We start from the raw sequence: 17009 nt of genomic DNA, 5'->3' as shown, positions 1-17009 counted from the left end.
CCCGGCCCATTCACAGCTTGAAATTCAGGCTCAGCATGAAGGAACGGCCGTTCTTGTAGAGGTAGTACGGCTGGTTCTTGTTGCCGATGTAGCTGAAGTAGGTTTCGTCCAGCAGATTGGTGGCTTCCAGCGCCACCCGCAGCCGCTCGGTGGCCTGGTAGCCGAACGAAGCGTCGACCTGGGTGAAGGCGTCGGTCATCTGCTGGCCGTTGAGCCGGCCGATCTGGGTGAAGTACTCCGAGCGCCAGCCCAGGTTCACCCGCGCACTCCACTTGCCCTGCTCGTAGTACGGGCTGATGTTGTAGGCGTTGCGCGAGTTGTACGGCAGGCTATAGTCGCCATCGGTGTTGGCGTCGGAATAGGTGTAGTTGGCCACCACGCCGAAGCCGTTGCCGAAGTTGTGCTGCAGGTTGAGCGCCACGCCCTGCACCTTGGCATCGCCGGCATTGGTGGGCACCGAGGTCTGGTAGGTGCTCGATCCACCGGTGGCGTTGTTGAAGAACACCCGGTCCTGCACGGTGGTGAGGATGTAGTTGGAAATGTCGCGCGAGAAGAATTCGGCGCTGAGCAGGCTGCTGTCGGCGAAGTACCATTCCAGCGATGCGCCCAGGTTGGTGGACTCGTACGGACTCAGGCCGGGGTTGCCGGTGGAAGCGGTCAAAGTGGTGTCGTCGGTGGCCACGTACGGGGTCATATTGGTGTAGCGCGGCCGCGCGATGACCTTGGACGCGGCAAACCGCAGCATCAGGTCGTCGCGCAGGTCATAGGCGATATTGAAGGCCGGCAACCACTTGCCGTAGCTGCTGAGAAAGTTGACCGGCGTGTAGCTGCCGCCCGGCGCATAGCTGAAGCCATCGGTGGAATCACGCGTATGCACGTAGCGCACGCCGATGTTGCCGCGATAGCGCTCGCCGGAGAAGTTGCCCTGCAGGAACCAGGCGCGGTTCTGTTCCTCGATGCTGTAGTTGCCGGCGTAGCTGATCGGCAGGCCCGCATCGCCTTCCAGGCCACCGATGTAGCGGCCGATCGCGCCACGGCCGATGGTGGCCCAGCGTTGCATGTCGGCGCTGGTGGACAAGCCATCCAGGTACCCGGACGGAGTGATGCCTGGCGAGAAATCCGCCAGCGTGCTGCCGTCGTTCGGCGCCCAGGTGCGGCTGTAGGACGACTGCCCGGTGGCATGGTTGGTGAGCTTGATGCCGGTGAGGATCTGGGTGAACGGCCCCCACTCCACTGCGTGATCGAAGTCCAGTTGCAGGTAACGCTCCTTGTCGTACTGCGGGCTGTGGCTGGCGGAGACGTTGTTGAGCTGCATCGCCGCCGTATTGGTGGGATCGGTGCTGTAGTCCATCGCGGTGCGGCGCCCGTCGATGGTGTAGCTGTAGCCGGCCAGGTTGCGGAACTGGATGCCGTAGATGCGCTCGGCACCGCCCTGCGAGCTGGTGTACCCGACCTGGCTGGAGGCGTTCCAGCCATCGCCATGCCAGTCGGCGCGCAGATGGATGCTGCCGGTGCTGACATCGCTGTTGCGCAGGTAGCCATCCAGGAAGGTGGTGGACCGATCGCCGAAGGTGCCCGAGGTGGCTACGCCGTTCTCGAAGCCCAGCGCCTGCGCATCGCCTGGATTGGATCCCCAGTAGCCGTAGCGGCTCTGGTTGTAGTTGTCGAAGTTCTCGGTGACGTACAGACCGGTCAGGTTGAGCTCGAAGTCGGCATCGGGCTTCCACTGCAATGCGGCGCTGATGCCATCGCGTTTGCGTGTCTGCTGGAATAGCGCGGTGTTGATCGAGGTGGGAAACACGCCGGTGTTGTTACCGACCACCGCAGGCGGAAACGCAGCACCGGCGACATCGTCGTAACCGAAGATCTCCACACCTTCGCGGCGCAGCACACGCTGCGAATGCATCACCGAGGTCAGCACGCCGAAGGTTTCGTCCTGGTTCTTCCAGCTGTAGAGCGCGGAGGCGTTCGGCTTGCCCTCGTCGGAGCGATCGTTGTACCCGTAGCTCACTGTCCCGGTGAGCGTATTGCGATCGAGCTCCAGCGGCTTGCGCGTGTGCACGATCACGGTGCCGCCGATCGAACCTTCGTCGATGCGCGCTTCGGGGGTCTTGTAGACCTCCATCAGCCCCACCACTTCCGGTGCCAGGGTGCTGTAGTTGAACGAGCGGCTATCCGGGTCGTTGGGATCGCCGCCCCAGCTGGTGGAGGCAATGGTCTGGCCGTTGAGCAGCACGCGGTTGAGCGCCGGATCGGTTCCCAGGATGCTGACCTTCTCGCCTTCACCGAATTGGCGATCCACGGTAATGCCGGACAGGCGCGACAACGATTCGGCCACATTGGTATCGGGGAACTTGCCGATGTCTTCGGCACTGATCGCATCCACGATCGCATCGGCATTGCGCTTGACGTTGAGCGCCTTGCCCAGGCTGGCCTGGTAGCCAACGACCTTGATTTCGTCCAGCGTGGACACCGATGGATTGGTCGGCGGCTGTTGCTGCGTGGATGCGGAAACGGGCGGTTGCTGGGCGGCGGAGGATGCCGGCGACTGTTGCGCAAGTGCCGGAAACGCCGCCGCGCCAGTCAGGGCAGCGCCACCGAGCAGCAGCGTGCGCACCGCCGCGCTCAAGCGGGCGTGTCGTGGCGAGCGCCGCCACGCGACCTCGCCCGACCGGGCATTGCATGGCTGTACCGTGCTGGCGACAACGTTGCCCGGCGAGCGCCGTGCAGGGGCGCGCTGTGTCGCGGCACAGAGGTGACCGGATGCAGCGCAAAGGATGGAGTTTGCAGAGACAGACAGCGGTAGCAGGCAGGGAAGCATTGCATTGACCTCGTGGCAAAGACGTCAGGTCGCAACCGTCCGGTTGCGCTGGCGCGCGCGTTGCGCGCCACGCTGCGATCCGCCCCCTGTGCCAGACCGCAAGCAACGATCCGCATGACCCCATCGGTACACGGATCCAAACGCAAGGCCGATCATGGTCGGCCAGCGAGATGTGATCGAACGGAAGAGATTTCCTATTCGTTGACAACGTTATCAGCGAAGGTGCCTTCCGCCAGTGCGGCTGTCAACCCGGAAACGAGCGCGTATCCACGTTGTGCGGAAAACGCCGTCCTGCACGACGACAATGGAATGACCACGTGATCGCGATCGCATTCACTGACACAGGTGTGCGGTGCACTGCGCCTGAAACGTCGCCCCCGTAAGGCTGCGCACTGAAATGTTTCGCCGCGTGGTGCAGACAATCCCTTCTTCACGAGGTCCCTTCCGTTCCCCATGCCCAGCGCACACCTTGCCTGCGTCAGCTGCTCTCAGTCGCGCTGCCCGGCCACCCAGGTGTTCAAGACCTGCACGTCGTCATCCACCAGCACCAGATCGGCCTGATAGCCGGGCGCGATGCGGCCCAGGCGCTTGCCCAGGCCGATGCATTGCGCCGGATACGTGGACGCCATGCGCGCGGCTTCGGCCAGGTCCACGCCCAGCCAGCGCACGCTGTTGCGCACGGCGGTGGCCATGTCCAGCGCCGAGCCGGCCAGAGCGCCGTCGGCATTGCGTACCACGCCATCGACGGCGGTGATGGTTTCGCCGTACAGATCGAAGCTGGGGCTGTCGCTGCCGACCATCGGCATGGCATCGGTGACCAGCAACAGCTTGCCGCGCGGCTTGGCCACCAGGGCCACGCGCAGGCTGGCCGGATGCACGTGCACGCCATCGACGATGACGCCGCACCACACATTGGGATCTTCCAGCGCCGCGCCCACGGCGTTGGGCTCACGCCCGGCCAGCTGCGACATCGCGTTGAACAGATGCGTGAAGCCGCATACGCCGGCGGCGATGCCGTCGTGCGCCTGTTCGTAGCTCGCAGCGGTATGCCCGGCGAACACGATCGCGCCGCCAGCGACGAAGGCACGGATATCGTCCAGAGGCACGCGCTCGGGCGCCAGCGTGATCAGGGTGACGCCGTTGTCCAGCGAGGTATCCACCGCGATTTCGTGCGCATCCGGCAGGCGAAACTTGCGCGCATCGTGCGTGCCCTTGCGTGCAGGACTCAGGTAGGGGCCTTCCAGATGGATGCCCAGCACGCCGGGCACGCCTTGTGCGATGGCCTGCCGCGTCGCCTCGATTGCTTCGGCCATCACCTGCGCGGTATCGCTGATCAGGGTCGGCAGCAGGCCGGTGGTGCCGAAGCGGCGGTGGGCCGCTGCGATCGTGGCCAGCGCCTGCGGATCGCGTGCGTTGTTGAACAACACCCCGCCGCCGCCGTTGACCTGGATGTCGATGAAACCCGGCAGCAAGGTGGCGCCGCCCAGATCCACGCGCGTGTGCGCCTGCGCCACGCGTGCATCGTCGGCCGGCACGACCGCCTGGATCTGCGCATCGTCCAGCAACACGGCCAGACCGTCCTGCAGACCATCGTCGGTCAATACGCGCGCATTGCACAGCGCCTGAATCGGGGAAGCATCCATGTTCAAACGGTTTCCGTGACCTTGTTCAAGTGCGGCGGCAGATCGGGATTATGGCCGCGCTGCAGGGCCAATGCATTGATCGCGCGGTAGAAGCTCTGCACGGTCAGCAGCGGTGCGCAGGCCGGATGCGTGGCATCGACCAACGGCAGATCGCCATCGGGAGCCGCCAGCCACACCTGCGCACCACGCGCGCGGAATTCGGCCGCCAGGGCACGCGTGCCGGCACCGGTTTCGTCCGGCTGCGCGAACGCCAGCACCGGAAAGCCCGGGCCCACCAGCGCCATCGGGCCGTGCTTGACTTCGGCCGAGCTGTAGGCTTCGGCATGCAGGCCACAGGTTTCCTTGAACTTCAATGCCGCTTCCTGCGCCGCGCCCAGGCCCAGGCCGCGACCGAGCACGAACAGGTTGTGCGCAGGCACCAGGCCCGCTGTCAGTGCGGACCAGTCGGCCTGCCAGGCAGTACGCAACTGCTGCGGCAAGGCCTCCACTGCGGCGAGCAGTGCGGGGTCGTTCTTCCACACTGCACCCAGCTGCAGCACTGCCGCCAGCGAAGCGAGATAGCTCTTGGTCGCGGCCACGCTCTGTTCCGGACCTGCGCCGAGCGGAATCACCACCTCGGCCAGCTGCGCCAGTGGCGAACCTTCCACGTTGACCAGCGCCACCACGCGCGCGCCGGCAGCCTTGGCGGCTTCGGCATTGCGCAACAGGTCCGGGCTCTTGCCCGATTGCGAGATCACGATATACAGCGCGCCGCGCAGGTGCAGCGGCGCCGCATACACCGAGCCCACCGACGGCGACGCCGAGGCGGTGACGATGCCCAGCTGCGTTTCGAACAGGTACTTGGCATAGGTGGCCGCATGATCGGAGCTGCCGCGCGCGCAGGTCACCACGAACGGCGGCGGGTTCTCGCGCAGCGACTGCGCCAGCGCGGCGATGGTGTCGGCGTTGCGTGCGAACTGTGCGGCGACCACGTCGGCGGTCTGTGCCGCCTCGCGGAACATCAGGGTCTCGGTTTCGAGGGGGAGGCTCATCTGGACTCAGGCGGATTCGGGGGGAAGGGGTTTGCCGGTGGACGCGGGTGCCGGCGCAGTGGAGCCACGCACTACCAGTTGCGGCACGAAACCGCGGTTCTGCAGTTGCGCCGGCTGGTCGTCGTAGGCATCGCTGCGCAGCTGGCTGATCAACAGGCGTGCGGCGTGCCGTGCGATGTCGTCGGTGGCCTGCTTGGCGGTGGTCAGCGCCGGCCACGACTGGCGCGAGAACGGGCTGTCTTCGAAACCGGCGATCGACAGCTGATACGGCACGTTCATACCGGTGGACTTGGCCGCTGCCAGCACGCCGGCGGCGATCTCATCGTTGCTACCGAAGATGGCGGTGGGCGGTTCGCGCAGCGACAACAACCGGCGCGCGCCACGGAAACCGTCGTCGAAGGTGTAGTCGCCGGGGATCACCAGATGCTTGTCCAGGGTGATGCCGTAATCCTTCAACGCCGCCTCGTAGCCGGCATAGCGTTCGCCACTGGAGCGATGCTGCGGACCGCCCCACAGGAAGCCGATGCGCTGGTGGCCGAGCTGGATCAGATGCTCGGTGATCTCATAGGCCGCATCGCGGTCGTCGATGTAGACGCACGGGCCATCGCCGGGATCGTCGGTGGCGGCGATGATGCGCACGCTCTTGATGCCGCGCGCAGCCAGGCCGGCCAGCAATTCGGGGCGTTCGGACATCGGCGCGGTCAGCACCACCCCGGCCAGACGCGAGCGCTGCACCCATTCGGCCAGTTCTTCGGCCAGCAACGGCGAGGTGGAATCGCAGGGATGGATCTGCAGACCGAAGCCGGTTTCACGGCACGCGGCCAGCACGCCGTTCTGGATGCCGATGATGTGGTAAGGATTGGGGTTGTCGTACACCAGGCCGATCACGAACGGCGTGCCGCTGCGCAGATTGCGCGCGGACGGATCGGGTTCGTAGTCGAGATCGGCGATGGCGCGCAGCACGCGCGCGCGCGTGGCCTGCATGACCGAGGGCTCGTTGTTGATCACCCGCGACACGGTCTTCAACGAGACCTTGGCGCGCTCGGCGACGTCTTTGATGGTGGGCCTGCGCATGGAAGTGCCTTGGTCGTCGGATCGCGTCATGCCGGCGCGCTCACTTGGCCTGGGCCGGCAGGCCCACGCGGTGACCGCGCAGCGAATAGAACAGGATGTACAGATAGCACGGCACCATCAGCGCAGCGAACACGACCTGGAAGTCGTAATGCTGCTTGAGGATGGCGAACAGCTGCGGAATGATCGCGCCGCCTGCAATGCCCATCACCAAGAGTGCCGAGCCGATTTCGGTGAATCGGCCCAGTCCGCGAATGGCCAGCGGAAAGATCGCCGGCCACATCATGGCGTTGGCGAAGCCAAGCGCGGCGACGAAGCCCACCGACACGTAGCCAGGCCACATCATTGGGTTGGCGATGCCGAAAGAGGCGACAAGGTCCACCGACACGTAGCTTGGGGCGAACAAGGCACCCAGCGAGAACAGCACGCCCAGCACCGCCGACACGCTCAGGTAGCGCGCCTGCGAAATGACGCGCGGAATCAACACCAGGCCGGCGATGTAGCCCAGCAGCATCGCGCCCAGGGTGTAGGAGGTGAAGATCTTGGTGCTGTCCAACGGCAGATTGAGGCTGTGGCCATAGGTACCGATGGCATCGCCGGCCATCACCTCCACGCCGACATAGACGAACAGGCACAACACGCCCAGCCACAGGTGCGGGAACTGGAAGATGCTGGATTTCTGCACGCCACCGGTCGCGCCCGGCGTGGCGTTGGCCTCGGAGGGCTTGAGCTCGGGCAACGGCGAGAACAGCACGCCAATGGCCAGCAGCAGCAGGACGCCCGACATGACCAGATACGGCGCGTGAATCTTGGCAGCGAAGGCGGTGAGCAAGGCTTCCTTGGTCGCCGCATCGGCGCTGGCCACCTGTTCGGACAGGTCACCAATGCCGTGCAGCACCAGCGAGCCGATCAGGATCGGCGCCAGGATGCCGGCAACCTTGTTGCAGATGCCCATCAAGGCGATGCGGCGCGCGGCGCTTTCGATCGGCCCAAGAATGCTGATGTACGGGTTGATCGCCGTCTGCAGCAAGGCCAGGCCGCTGCCGATGACAAACAGGCCGCCCAACGCGCCCGGATACCAGCGCTGCGTGGCGAACTGGCCAAAGCCTGCTGCGCCCACGGCCATCACCACCAGGCTCAGCGCCAGGCCTTTCTTCATGCCGGTGCGCTTGAGAATCCACGACGAGGGCAAGGCCAGAAAGAAGTACGACAGGTAGAACACCATCAGCACCAGGAACGCGTTGACCTCGTTGAGGTCGAACGCCAGCCGCACGAAGGTGATCAGCGGCCCGTTGATCCAGGTAAAAAAACCGATGATGAAGAACAGCACGCCGACGATGGCGATCGAGACAACGGGATTTGCGGGCCTGGCGGTAGTCATGAATCGGCGGGCTCTGAGGTTGTCGTAAGGAATGCCGTCGGCGTCAGCGGCGCAGTTCGGCGACGAAGTCGTAGAAGTCGTTATGGCAATAGGTGTCGGTCAGCTCGATCGCACTGCCGTCGCGGGCGTAGCCCACGCGCACCACGTGCAGGATCGCCTCGCCGGTCTTCATGCGCAGATGCTCGGCCAGCCGCGCGGGAAGATTGATGGCGCGGAAGTACTGCAGTGCGCGCACCACCGGCGTGCCCTGCGCATCCAGGTAGCTGTAGAGCGAATCGCCCACCTGCTGGGGGTCGGAGACGATACGCTGCGGCAGCACGGCGTGTTCGTAAGCCATGACGCGGTCATCGGCGCTGCGCAGACGCGTCAGCGAGGCCACCGCCGCATCCGGCGACAACCCCAGCCGCAGGATCTCCTCGCCATGTGCCGGGCGCAGACGCCGCTCAAGCCAGCGCGTGCCGGGCTCGTAGCCCTTGATGCGCAGCGTCTCGCTGAAGCTGGTAAGCCCGCTGAGCTGGTGCTGGATCTGGGTGGTGACGAAGGTGCCGGCGCCCTGCCGGCGCGACACCAGACCCTGTTCGACCAGCACGTCCACCGCCTGGCGCAGAGTCACCCGCGAAATCTGCAGCCGCTCGCACAACTGGCGCTCGGCCGGCAGGGCTTCGCCGGCCTTCCACTGACCACCGCGGATGGCATCGGTGAGCTTGGCGGCCAGCTGCAGGTACAGCGGGGTTGGCGCGGAGGCGTCCAGGTGCAGCTCGTCCAGTCGCTTGTCGGCGTCTGCCTTGGCCTTGACCATCGTTGTCTCCGCCAGCCTAAATTCGATAGGTCCAATATAGTACCAATCGGCCAGACTGCACCAGCCCCTTCACCGCCGGGCTTGCCGAACCCGCGAATCGGCCGGGGGATGGCCGAACGGGCGCGGTCGAACTGGTATGCATCGCTCGATCCAGTCGGCAATGGTCTGCTGCGATGGCGCGATGCGCGACTGCGTGATTCGTTGCATGACTGCAGTCGCGGAGCATCTGGCTGGTGAAGGAGCATCTGGCTGGTAGATCAGACCACTCGCGTGGGACGCGACACGCGCGACCCGATCGACCGCCTGGTGTGGGCGTGCAGTGCCGTGCATGCACCGCCGGCACCGGTCGCGCTGCCGCCGCGTTGCGAACGCCCTGCGGCGCCTGAACTACAGCCGGCCTTCGTCGCGCCTGACCAGCCAGCGCTCCGGCGTCTGCGCAAAGCCCAGCAACTGCAGGCCCAGTCGCAAGGCGGTGTCGCTGCCCGGTTCGACCTGGGTACGCCATTGCCAATGGCCGCTGCGCTGCAGGCGCAGTTCGGCACGCAGTTGCACCCCATCCGGCAGTCCGCCATCGGGCGCGAGTGCCAGCACCATCGCATCGTCCACGCAACGCGGGCTGCCGCGCAGCCGCAACGGCAGCAACCCCGCAGCTTCGCCCGCTTCGCTGGGCAGCACCTGCACGACTACATTGCCGCCCGCCTGCCTGCACCGCGTGGCGTCGAAGATCGTCTGTACATCGCGCAGGTCGACCGACAGATCCATCAGCGTCACTCCGCCAGGCTGGCGTAGCAACAAGCGGCCGCTGGCCTGCTCCACTCCCTGTCGTGCGCCTTGCACGGCGATGGCCTGCACGTCGGCCGAGCGCAATTGCACCTGGCGTTCGCCACGCAACAGCGGCAAGGCCCGCAGGCGCACGCCGACATCGCCCAGCTGCAGGCTGTTCCAGCGCACGTCGCGCAGGGTGCCGTTCCAGATCGACCCCTGTGCCTCCAGTGCGGAAAACGGCAGGTCCTCCGTCGACAACAGCAGACGCAGCGGAAAGGTGGCGATCACGCCAGCGGCGAGCAGCAGCATGCCCAGCAGCGCCAAGCGCAAGGCCCTCATGGCGCGACACCCGTCATCGTGCAGCGCACCTGCAACTGGCCATCGCGACGGCTGATCTCGAGCCGACTCGGTGCCAGATTCTCGCGCCGAGCCAACTGCTCCAGCCAGGCGAACAGGCTGGCACTGGCAACGGCATCGATCTGCAGCTCGAGCGTTCCTGCCGGATTGCGGCGGTGATGGGTGATGGCGATATTGGCCTCGCGCGCACTGCGCAGGATGCGATCCAGCGGAACCGCCGCCACTGTACTGGCGCGTTGTGAAGCGCGCGCAGTCAGCAGCGCGTCGGCGGCCTGGTCATAGCGGGCCTGGGCGCTGGACGTCCAGTGCCGCAAGGGCACCCACAGGGCGTACCACGCAACGAAGGCGGCCACTGCCACCGACATGGTCGCCAGCATGATCCGCTCACGCGACGCGCGCGCCTGCCACCAGGTCCGCAAGGCGTGGTTCATCGCGGCGGCTCCAGCTGCACGATGGTGCGTATGCGCGCGTCGTCGGGCTGGCTCGGCGAAGGCCGCGGCTGCCAGCCGGCGTCGCGCAAGCGGGCGGCCAGGTGCTGCAGCTGTGCCGCATCGGCATGCAGCAAGGTGAGCCGCATCGCGCCGCTTTGCTGGTACGTCAGCGCATCCAGCTCCACGCCAGGCGTCGCTTCGACGGCGGAAAAGACGGCCGCCAGGCGCGGGGCGAACGCGTCCGGGATCGCGCCAGCAGGTGCCGCGGCCGCATCGGATGCGCCGCGCGCGTCGCGGGCGCCGGGCAGCGCGGCGGTGCGCCGTTGCAGCAGCTGCGCAGCGATCTCGTAGCGCAGGGTCTGCGCCAGCGACAGCACTACCGGCGACAGCAGCAACAGCGCAAGCAGCAGGGTCAACCGGCGTGCGGCCATGCCGGCGCGTGGGCGGGAAGTTGGCGCGAACGCCTGCTGGCACAGGTCGAGGGGCGCGGCAACGGCCTGCCGGGCGAACTGCGCGATTGCCTGTTGCGAATCCGGATCCGGCGGCAGTGCCGGCGCCATGGGGAGCGTGGCGATCAACAGCTGCGCGAGCGGCGGCTCCAGGCTGCAGGCGATCTGCGAGCCGCGCAGCAGCCAGCGCCCATCCCATTGCAGCAGTGCGGGCGGCTGGTCGGCGGCCGGCTCGGGCAGCAACAGACAGTCCGGCACCACGGCATCGGGCACGATGCCCAGGCTCGCCGCACGTTCCAGCCACCGTTGCATCACTGCCGTGTCCACCGCCGCCACCAGCCGCGTGCCGTCGGCATCGGCGTGCGTGGCGATCGCCACGTGCAGGGTCTGCACAGCCACTGCCAGGTGTTCGGCCAGCTGCAGCCGCGCGGCGGCCACCGATTGCGCCATGCTGCGCCCGGGCAACGCCATCCAGCGCAGATGCACGTCGACCCCGGGCACCACCAATACAGTGCGCGCATCCGCGACGATCCGTGCGCTGCAATCGCCTTGCCACACCACCTGCCCCTGCGCATCCACGCGCACGGCTGTCGGTGGCGTTGTGGTCTCGGCCGGCAACAGCACCAGCGTGGTCATCATGTATCCGAACTCCATTGACGTGCCACCAGCCGCACGCGGCCGGCCGGATCCTGATGCAGCAGGGCTTCCAACAAGACCTGCGCACCGGCATGCTCGACCTCGCTGTAGAGGGAAAAATACCCGCTGCGTAAGTGCACCTGCTGCAACATCGCATCCGATGGCGCGGCCTGCAGCAGGGCCGGCGTGTTGAAAAACACCGCCGGATCGCGCCACCCGCCTGCCGGGCGCGCGGCGATCACCCGACGTGCCGAGGGCAGCTGCAGCCTGCCTTCGGTCAGCGCCACCAATACCGGCGCATCCTGCAGGCGCAACGTGTTGATATTGACCGGCGACAGCCGCCCTTCCGGCAATGCGCAGACATACGGCTGCAGCAAGGCGATGCGCTCGCCCGTGTAACCGGCGATGGCGCGTAACTCGCTGACGCCGGCCAGCAGGGTGGCGCCGGTCCGCGAGGGCAGCGCCGATTGCAGATACCGATCGTCTTCGGCGCCGTGTGCGCCGGGTCGGTCGTCGCTGTCGATCCAATCCACCAGCGCATCGGTCAATGCCTGCGCCTGTGGCGACGCGATGCCCAGTGCCTCGAGCAATGCCTGGTACTGGCGCGCACCGTCGTCGCTGCGCTGCCATTGCTCGGGCGCTCCGGCGACCACGCTATTGAGGTTGAAGCAGCTACCGCGATCGCGCAGCCGCACGCTGACCATGCCATCGTCCAACGGGAACGCCACCGGCCGATCGTTCCACCCCCCGTCCAGCGTGGTGCGCAACGGGTCGCGCCTGGCCAGCGCCTGCAGCCGCTGACGTGCCACCGTCTCGCTGCCCAGCGCATACCACTGCGCCTGCGTCATCGCCTCGCCATTGCCGCTGCGGCGCAGGCCAAAGCGCAGATCGTCCAGCACCGCGACCATCAGCAAGGTCATCACCGCCACCAGCAGCAACACCGTCAACAGCGCGGCGCCGCATTGCCGCGGGGGTGCATGCACCGGTTTCATGCGCGGCCCTCCGGCAGCAGGAACAACTGACGCACGCGCCCCCATTGCTCCAGGTCCAGTTCCAGCGCGATCGCATCCGGCAACGCTTCCAGTCCGCCGCTCCAGCCATCGCTCCACTGCGCGCGGTAGTGGAACGCCACCACGGCCGAGCGCACGCCACGCATCAGCACCTGCGGCGCGCCGGCCGCGGCGCCATCCAGTGCCGGGCGTGCGCTGCGCTCCAGGCGCCCTTCCACCACGCGGTACTCCACATACTGCAGCGCCGCGCGTGGTGCCTGATCCGGATTGCTCCAGCCGCGCCGTACGAATCCGAACAACGGCCCCTGCGTCCCCGGCGCAGTGGCGATGAAGGCTGCGCGCGCGGCGCTGCCTTCGCCGTTGCGCGTGCGCCGCACCGCGGCCTGTTGCAGATCGCTGCGCAGCAGGCCATGGGCCAGCTGGAACTCGCGCACCTGCTGCAGCCGCTCGCGGACGGCAGTGCGCTGATCGATGCTCTGGCGCATCGCCACCACCGCGGCGGCCGCCACCAACGCGAACACCGACAGCGCGACCAGCAGTTCGATCAGGGTGAAACCGGCTGCGCGGCGCGAAGGAGTCATTGCACGCTCCGCAACGCGCTCAGGCCGGCGATCTGCTGGCTCTGGCCGGCCGCATTCACGCGCACCTCGATGCGCACCATGCCGGCGCTGGCCGGAACGGCCTGGCGCTGCCAGTCCCAGCAGCGGCCGCCGAGCGTCTCCTGCCCGCGCGCCGGTGCCAATGCTGCGGCAGTGGGCGCCAGCATGGCGTCGATCATCTGGTTCTCCGCCACCACCGCGGCCAGCGCACGTTCTTCCAGTACCGCTGTCGTGCGCGCACTCTCGCCCGAAAGATTCAGCAGGCCGACCACCGCCATGCCGAAGATCGCCAATGCGACCATCAACTCCAGCAGCGAAAAACCGGCGACGACCTGGCGGTTACGGACGCGGTGCATCGACCCGTACTCCACCGGCGGCATCCACCAGCACCTGCACCTGTTGCTGCTCATCGGCCAACGCAATACGTTGCGGCGTGGCCGCGCCGGTGGGGTCGAAGCGCACGCTGAGCTGTGTGCTGCCAGCCGGCAATACGGTCTGCACACCGCCCGGCCAGTGCGTTGCGGAAAACGGTGTTTCTTCCAGCGCCACCCACTGCTGCCGCGCCTGGCGCCGAAACCTGTAGCCCCTCGTATCGATGATCACCTCGACCATGCGCAGGCTCAGGATCGCCTCGTCGCGTGCATGGATCAACGCGCCGGCCAGCGTATCGGCCTGATCGTGCAGATCGCGCCGCGCATCGGGCAGGGTCATCGCCACCAGCGTGCTGGCCAGCGCGGTGATGACCAGCACCGCCAGGACTTCCAGCAAGGTGAACCCACGCATGCCCGCGCGCGGGTGGCGTGGTGCGCATCGCGGCGCACTGGCGGGGACGGTCGGCACGCCCCGGACTCAGCGCCAGTTGCCGATATCGGCGTTGTCGGCATCGCCGCCTTCGGCACCATCGGCACCGAAGGAATAGACATCGAAGCCGCCGTTACGTCCTGGACGCCGATATTGGTAGGCGTGACCCCACGGATCTTCCGGCAGACGCCGGATATAGCCGCCCTGCCGGTAGCGCTCCGGCCGTGCGAGGCCGGTCGGCAGGTTGAGCAAGGCCTGCAAGCCTTGCTCGGTGCTGGGATAAGTGAGGTTGTCCAGGCGGTAGGTCTCCAGCGCCTGTTCCAGCACCGCGACATCGGCACGGGCCTTCTCGGCCATCGCGCGATCCTGGCTGGGCATGACGTTGATCATCACCACGGTGGCGAGCAGGCCGATGATGACGATGACCACCATCAGCTCGACCAGGGTGAAACCACGGCTGCGTCGATAGGCGGTGCGCGAGCCGGCGCAGCTGCGAGCGTGGATGGACTGCATGACGATCTCCGGGAAACGGCTGCGCTCAACCAAGCGCCAGGGTGTTGAATTGCAGGATGGGCAACAGGATCGACAACACGATCACCGCCACCACGCCACCGAGCAGCACGATGATGGCCGGCTCCAGCAGGCTCATCGCGGCGGTGGTGAAGGATTCGAACTCGCGCTCCAGATAGTCGGCAGCGCGCTCCAGCATCGGCGCCAGCCGCCCGCTGTTCTCGCCGCTGGACGCCATGTACAGCAACGTCGGCGGAAACACCCCCGCACGCCGCAGCGCCGCCGCCAGGCTGCCGCCTTCGCGGATCGCGGTGACCATGCTGTCGGTGGCCAGCCGCAGGGCGCGGTTATCCACGGTACGCGCGGCGATCATCAGCCCTTCCATCAACGGCAGGCCGCTGTTGACCATGATCGCCAGCGTGCGTGCCATGCGTGCGGCATGCAGGTCGCGAATCAGCCGGCCCAGCAGGGGTGCACGCAGGATGGCGCGATCTACCGCCAGCCGCGGCGTCGGTCGCCTGAGCAGGCGCACCGCAACCAGTACACCGATCACCGCGACGATCAGCAGCGGAATGCCTGCATGCAGCAGGCCGTTGGACACGCCGATCACCACACGCGTCAGCCAGGGCAAGGCGCGGCCCATCGAATCGAATTGGTCCACTACCTTGGGCACCACGAAGGTCATCAGCACGATAACCACGGCACCGGCGGTCAACGCCAACGCCGCCGGATAGACCAACGCAGACTGCAGCTTGCTGCGCACCTGCGCCTGACGTTCGAGCAGATCGGCCAGCCGCTCCAATACCTGTGGCAGGCCCCCCGCACTTTCGCCGGCGGCCACCATGGCGCGATACAGCGGCGGGAACGCGTTGCCCTGCCGCGCCATCGCATCGGACAGGCGGAACCCTTCCACCACCAACGCATGGGTCTGGCCGGTGACGCGACGCACGCCACGCCGCTCGGACTGGCTGCCGATGGTGCGCAACGCCTCTTCCAGCGGCGCGGTTTCGACCAGCGTGGCAAGCTGGCGGGTAAACAGCACCAGATCCTTGCCGCTGAAGCGCGCAGCGCGCACCGCGACCGTGGCTGCCGTGGCGGCATCGATGCGCACCGGCAGCCACTGGCGCTGCTCCAGCTGCGCACGCGCGCCCTGCGCACTGTCGGCGCTGATCGTGCCCTGCCGGCTGCGCCCGTGCAGGTCGAGCACCGTGTAGTCAAACCGCGGCATGCGCATCGTCCTGCTGGCGGGTGACGCGCAGCGCTTCTTCCAGCGTGGTCAGGCCTTGCAGCACGGCAGTGCGCGCGGCATCGCCCAGCCGCGGCGCGCGTGCGAAGGCGACTGCTGCCAAGGCGTCCTCGTCGGCGTTTTCACCGATCAACCGGCGCATGGCATCGTCCACCGCAATGGCTTCGTAGATGCCCACGCGCCCGGCGTAGCCGCTGTGATGGCAGGCACTGCAACCCACGGCCGCATACACGGTGGCGGTGCCCTCGCCCTGCGTCAGCGCGCGCGTGGTCGCGTCCAGCGGGCGCGGGGCGCGGCAGTGCGTGCACAGCCGCCGCACCAGCCGTTGCGCCAGAATCAGCCGCAGGCTGGAGGCGAGCAGAAACGGCTCGATGCCCATGTCACGCAGACGGGTGACCGCGCCGACCGCATCGTTGGTGTGCACGGTGGACAGCACCAGATGGCCGGTGAGGCTGGCCTGCACCGCGATCTGCGCGGTCTCGGTGTCGCGGATCTCGCCGATCATCACCACGTCCGGGTCCTGGCGCAGGATGGCGCGCAGGCCGGCCGCGAAGGTCATGCCCACGCGCGCATTGACCTGGGTCTGGCCAACGCCATCGATGGCGTACTCCACCGGATCCTCGACGGTGAGGATGTTGCGCGAGCCGTCGTTGAGCAGGCTCAGCGCTGCATACAAGCTGGTGGTCTTGCCAGAGCCGGTGGGGCCGGTGACCAGCACGATGCCGTTGGGCACCTGCAAGGCCCGCTGCACGGTGTGCATCGCCGCCGGCGGCATGCCCAACTGCGCCAACGACAGGCTGCCCTGCTCCTTGTCCAGCAGACGCAGCACCACCCGCTCGCTGCCACGGGTGGGCAAGGTGGAGACGCGTACGTCCAGCGCCCTGGCGCCCATCACCAGTGACACGCGGCCGTCCTGCGGGATGCGCTTTTCGGCGATATCCAGCCGCGCCATCACCTTGACCCGCGACACCAGCAATGGCGCGATGCGGCCAGGCAGCGTGGCAGCCTCGCGCATCACCCCATCCACGCGCAGGCGCACGCGCAGGCGCGATTCATAGGATTCCAGGTGCACGTCCGAGGCACCCAGCCGCGCGGCCTCGGCGATGATGCCGTTGATCAGGCGGATGATCGGTGCATCGTCCTGGCTGTCGAGCAGATCGGCGGTAGGGATGTCGTCGATCAACGCGTCCAGGCTGCCGTGCAGGTCCAGCGCCTCGACCTGCATGCCCTGCTCCAGCCCGGCGTCGGCATAGATCTCCGACATCCGCCGATCGAACACCGCCGGCGCCAGGGTGCGCACCTGCAGCGGCATGCCCAGCGCACGACGCAATTCGATCAGCGCCTGCACGTCGCCGCCTTCGCGCAGACCGATCTGCGCGATGCCGTCGGTTTCGAGCAGTACGGCGCCATGGCGCTTGGCGAATGCGTACGAGATCGCGGTGCGTGGCGTGGTCATGGC

At 67.1% G+C, this 17009-nt stretch carries 16 protein-coding genes; all 16 read right to left on the bottom strand.

The genetic code is table 11. From position 1 onward, the window contains the following. Positions 1 to 10: 10 nt before the first annotated feature. The 16 genes from LL962_RS12795 to gspE all read right to left on the bottom strand — a co-directional run bounded on the left by LL962_RS12795 (position 11) and on the right by gspE (position 17006). A complete protein-coding gene (locus tag LL962_RS12795; RefSeq protein WP_441004870.1) occupies positions 11 to 2629 on the bottom strand; it encodes a TonB-dependent receptor in 2619 nt (872 codons plus the stop codon). A gap of 680 nt (positions 2630 to 3309) precedes the next feature. Continuing rightward, the gene (nagA, locus tag LL962_RS12790; RefSeq protein ID WP_228317163.1) at positions 3310 to 4464 is read right to left on the bottom strand and encodes an N-acetylglucosamine-6-phosphate deacetylase; all 1155 of its coding nucleotides are present in this window, start codon (positions 4462 to 4464) and stop codon (positions 3310 to 3312) included. A 2-nt stretch (positions 4465 to 4466) separates the two neighbouring features. Continuing rightward, positions 4467 to 5495 carry an SIS domain-containing protein gene (locus tag LL962_RS12785; protein WP_228317162.1) on the bottom strand — a complete coding sequence of 343 codons (1029 nt, stop codon included), beginning with the start codon at positions 5493 to 5495 and terminating at the stop codon, positions 4467 to 4469. Positions 5496 to 5501: 6 nt separating this feature from the next. Further along, a complete protein-coding gene (locus LL962_RS12780) occupies positions 5502 to 6569 on the bottom strand; it encodes a LacI family DNA-binding transcriptional regulator (RefSeq protein ID WP_104585726.1) in 1068 nt (355 codons plus the stop codon). A 40-nt stretch (positions 6570 to 6609) separates the two neighbouring features. After that, the gene (locus LL962_RS12775; RefSeq protein ID WP_228317161.1) at positions 6610 to 7947 is read right to left on the bottom strand and encodes a sugar MFS transporter; all 1338 of its coding nucleotides are present in this window, start codon (positions 7945 to 7947) and stop codon (positions 6610 to 6612) included. A gap of 43 nt (positions 7948 to 7990) precedes the next feature. Continuing rightward, complete coding sequence (locus LL962_RS12770; RefSeq protein ID WP_208621397.1) at positions 7991 to 8713, bottom strand: GntR family transcriptional regulator; 723 nt, start codon at positions 8711 to 8713, stop codon at positions 7991 to 7993. Between the two features lie 420 nt (positions 8714 to 9133). Continuing rightward, positions 9134 to 9850, bottom strand: a complete 717-nt coding sequence (gspN, locus tag LL962_RS12765) for a type II secretion system protein N (protein ID WP_228317160.1) — start codon at positions 9848 to 9850, stop codon at positions 9134 to 9136. Further along, positions 9847 to 10299: a type II secretion system protein GspM gene (gene gspM / locus LL962_RS12760; RefSeq protein ID WP_228317159.1), complete on the bottom strand. Its 453-nt coding sequence runs from the start codon at positions 10297 to 10299 to the stop codon at positions 9847 to 9849. Before gspM ends, gspN begins: the two co-directional genes overlap by 4 nt. Continuing rightward, positions 10296 to 11387: a type II secretion system protein GspL gene (gene gspL, locus LL962_RS12755; protein WP_228317158.1), complete on the bottom strand. Its 1092-nt coding sequence runs from the start codon at positions 11385 to 11387 to the stop codon at positions 10296 to 10298. The genes gspM and gspL overlap by 4 nt, the downstream gene beginning before the upstream one ends. Further along, positions 11384 to 12376, bottom strand: a complete 993-nt coding sequence (gene gspK / locus LL962_RS12750; protein WP_228317157.1) for a type II secretion system minor pseudopilin GspK — start codon at positions 12374 to 12376, stop codon at positions 11384 to 11386. Before gspK ends, gspL begins: the two co-directional genes overlap by 4 nt. Next, complete coding sequence (gene gspJ / locus LL962_RS12745; RefSeq protein ID WP_104585736.1) at positions 12373 to 12975, bottom strand: type II secretion system minor pseudopilin GspJ; 603 nt, start codon at positions 12973 to 12975, stop codon at positions 12373 to 12375. The genes gspK and gspJ overlap by 4 nt, the downstream gene beginning before the upstream one ends. Beyond that, the gene (gspI, locus tag LL962_RS12740) at positions 12972 to 13349 is read right to left on the bottom strand and encodes a type II secretion system minor pseudopilin GspI (RefSeq protein WP_228317156.1); all 378 of its coding nucleotides are present in this window, start codon (positions 13347 to 13349) and stop codon (positions 12972 to 12974) included. Before gspI ends, gspJ begins: the two co-directional genes overlap by 4 nt. Beyond that, complete coding sequence (locus LL962_RS12735; RefSeq protein ID WP_228317155.1) at positions 13333 to 13776, bottom strand: GspH/FimT family pseudopilin; 444 nt, start codon at positions 13774 to 13776, stop codon at positions 13333 to 13335. The genes gspI and LL962_RS12735 overlap by 17 nt, the downstream gene beginning before the upstream one ends. Before the next feature lie 66 nt (positions 13777 to 13842). Continuing rightward, complete coding sequence (gspG, locus tag LL962_RS12730; RefSeq protein ID WP_228317154.1) at positions 13843 to 14307, bottom strand: type II secretion system major pseudopilin GspG; 465 nt, start codon at positions 14305 to 14307, stop codon at positions 13843 to 13845. Positions 14308 to 14332: 25 nt separating this feature from the next. Then, complete coding sequence (gene gspF / locus LL962_RS12725) at positions 14333 to 15532, bottom strand: type II secretion system inner membrane protein GspF (protein ID WP_228317153.1); 1200 nt, start codon at positions 15530 to 15532, stop codon at positions 14333 to 14335. Continuing rightward, positions 15519 to 17006 carry a type II secretion system ATPase GspE gene (gene gspE, locus LL962_RS12720; protein ID WP_228317152.1) on the bottom strand — a complete coding sequence of 496 codons (1488 nt, stop codon included), beginning with the start codon at positions 17004 to 17006 and terminating at the stop codon, positions 15519 to 15521. The genes gspF and gspE overlap by 14 nt, the downstream gene beginning before the upstream one ends. Positions 17007 to 17009: the final 3 nt, after the last annotated feature.

This window comes from Xanthomonas sp. NCPPB 1067 (assembly GCF_020783795.1).
Classification (GTDB): Bacteria; Pseudomonadota; Gammaproteobacteria; order Xanthomonadales; family Xanthomonadaceae; genus Xanthomonas; species Xanthomonas melonis.
Note: the sequence above shows the minus strand (reverse complement) of the source record. Positions and strands in the feature narration are given on the sequence as shown.

What these genes read in the sequence shown, in the direction of transcription:
- nagA (WP_228317163.1), bottom strand. Translation starts at nt 4,464, where the DNA reads ATGGATGCTTCCCCGATTCAGGCGCTGTGCAATGCGCGCGTATTGACC.
- LL962_RS12785 (WP_228317162.1), bottom strand. Translation starts at nt 5,495, where the DNA reads ATGAGCCTCCCCCTCGAAACCGAGACCCTGATGTTCCGCGAGGCGGCA.
- LL962_RS12780 (WP_104585726.1), bottom strand. Translation starts at nt 6,569, where the DNA reads ATGCGCAGGCCCACCATCAAAGACGTCGCCGAGCGCGCCAAGGTCTCG.
- LL962_RS12775 (WP_228317161.1), bottom strand. Translation starts at nt 7,947, where the DNA reads ATGACTACCGCCAGGCCCGCAAATCCCGTTGTCTCGATCGCCATCGTC.
- gspN (WP_228317160.1), bottom strand. Translation starts at nt 9,850, where the DNA reads ATGAGGGCCTTGCGCTTGGCGCTGCTGGGCATGCTGCTGCTCGCCGCT.
- gspM (WP_228317159.1), bottom strand. Translation starts at nt 10,299, where the DNA reads ATGAACCACGCCTTGCGGACCTGGTGGCAGGCGCGCGCGTCGCGTGAG.
- gspL (WP_228317158.1), bottom strand. Translation starts at nt 11,387, where the DNA reads ATGATGACCACGCTGGTGCTGTTGCCGGCCGAGACCACAACGCCACCG.
- gspK (WP_228317157.1), bottom strand. Translation starts at nt 12,376, where the DNA reads ATGAAACCGGTGCATGCACCCCCGCGGCAATGCGGCGCCGCGCTGTTG.
- gspJ (WP_104585736.1), bottom strand. Translation starts at nt 12,975, where the DNA reads ATGACTCCTTCGCGCCGCGCAGCCGGTTTCACCCTGATCGAACTGCTG.
- gspI (WP_228317156.1), bottom strand. Translation starts at nt 13,349, where the DNA reads ATGCACCGCGTCCGTAACCGCCAGGTCGTCGCCGGTTTTTCGCTGCTG.
- LL962_RS12735 (WP_228317155.1), bottom strand. Translation starts at nt 13,776, where the DNA reads ATGCGTGGGTTCACCTTGCTGGAAGTCCTGGCGGTGCTGGTCATCACC.
- gspG (WP_228317154.1), bottom strand. Translation starts at nt 14,307, where the DNA reads ATGCAGTCCATCCACGCTCGCAGCTGCGCCGGCTCGCGCACCGCCTAT.
- gspF (WP_228317153.1), bottom strand. Translation starts at nt 15,532, where the DNA reads ATGCCGCGGTTTGACTACACGGTGCTCGACCTGCACGGGCGCAGCCGG.
- gspE (WP_228317152.1), bottom strand. Translation starts at nt 17,006, where the DNA reads ATGACCACGCCACGCACCGCGATCTCGTACGCATTCGCCAAGCGCCAT.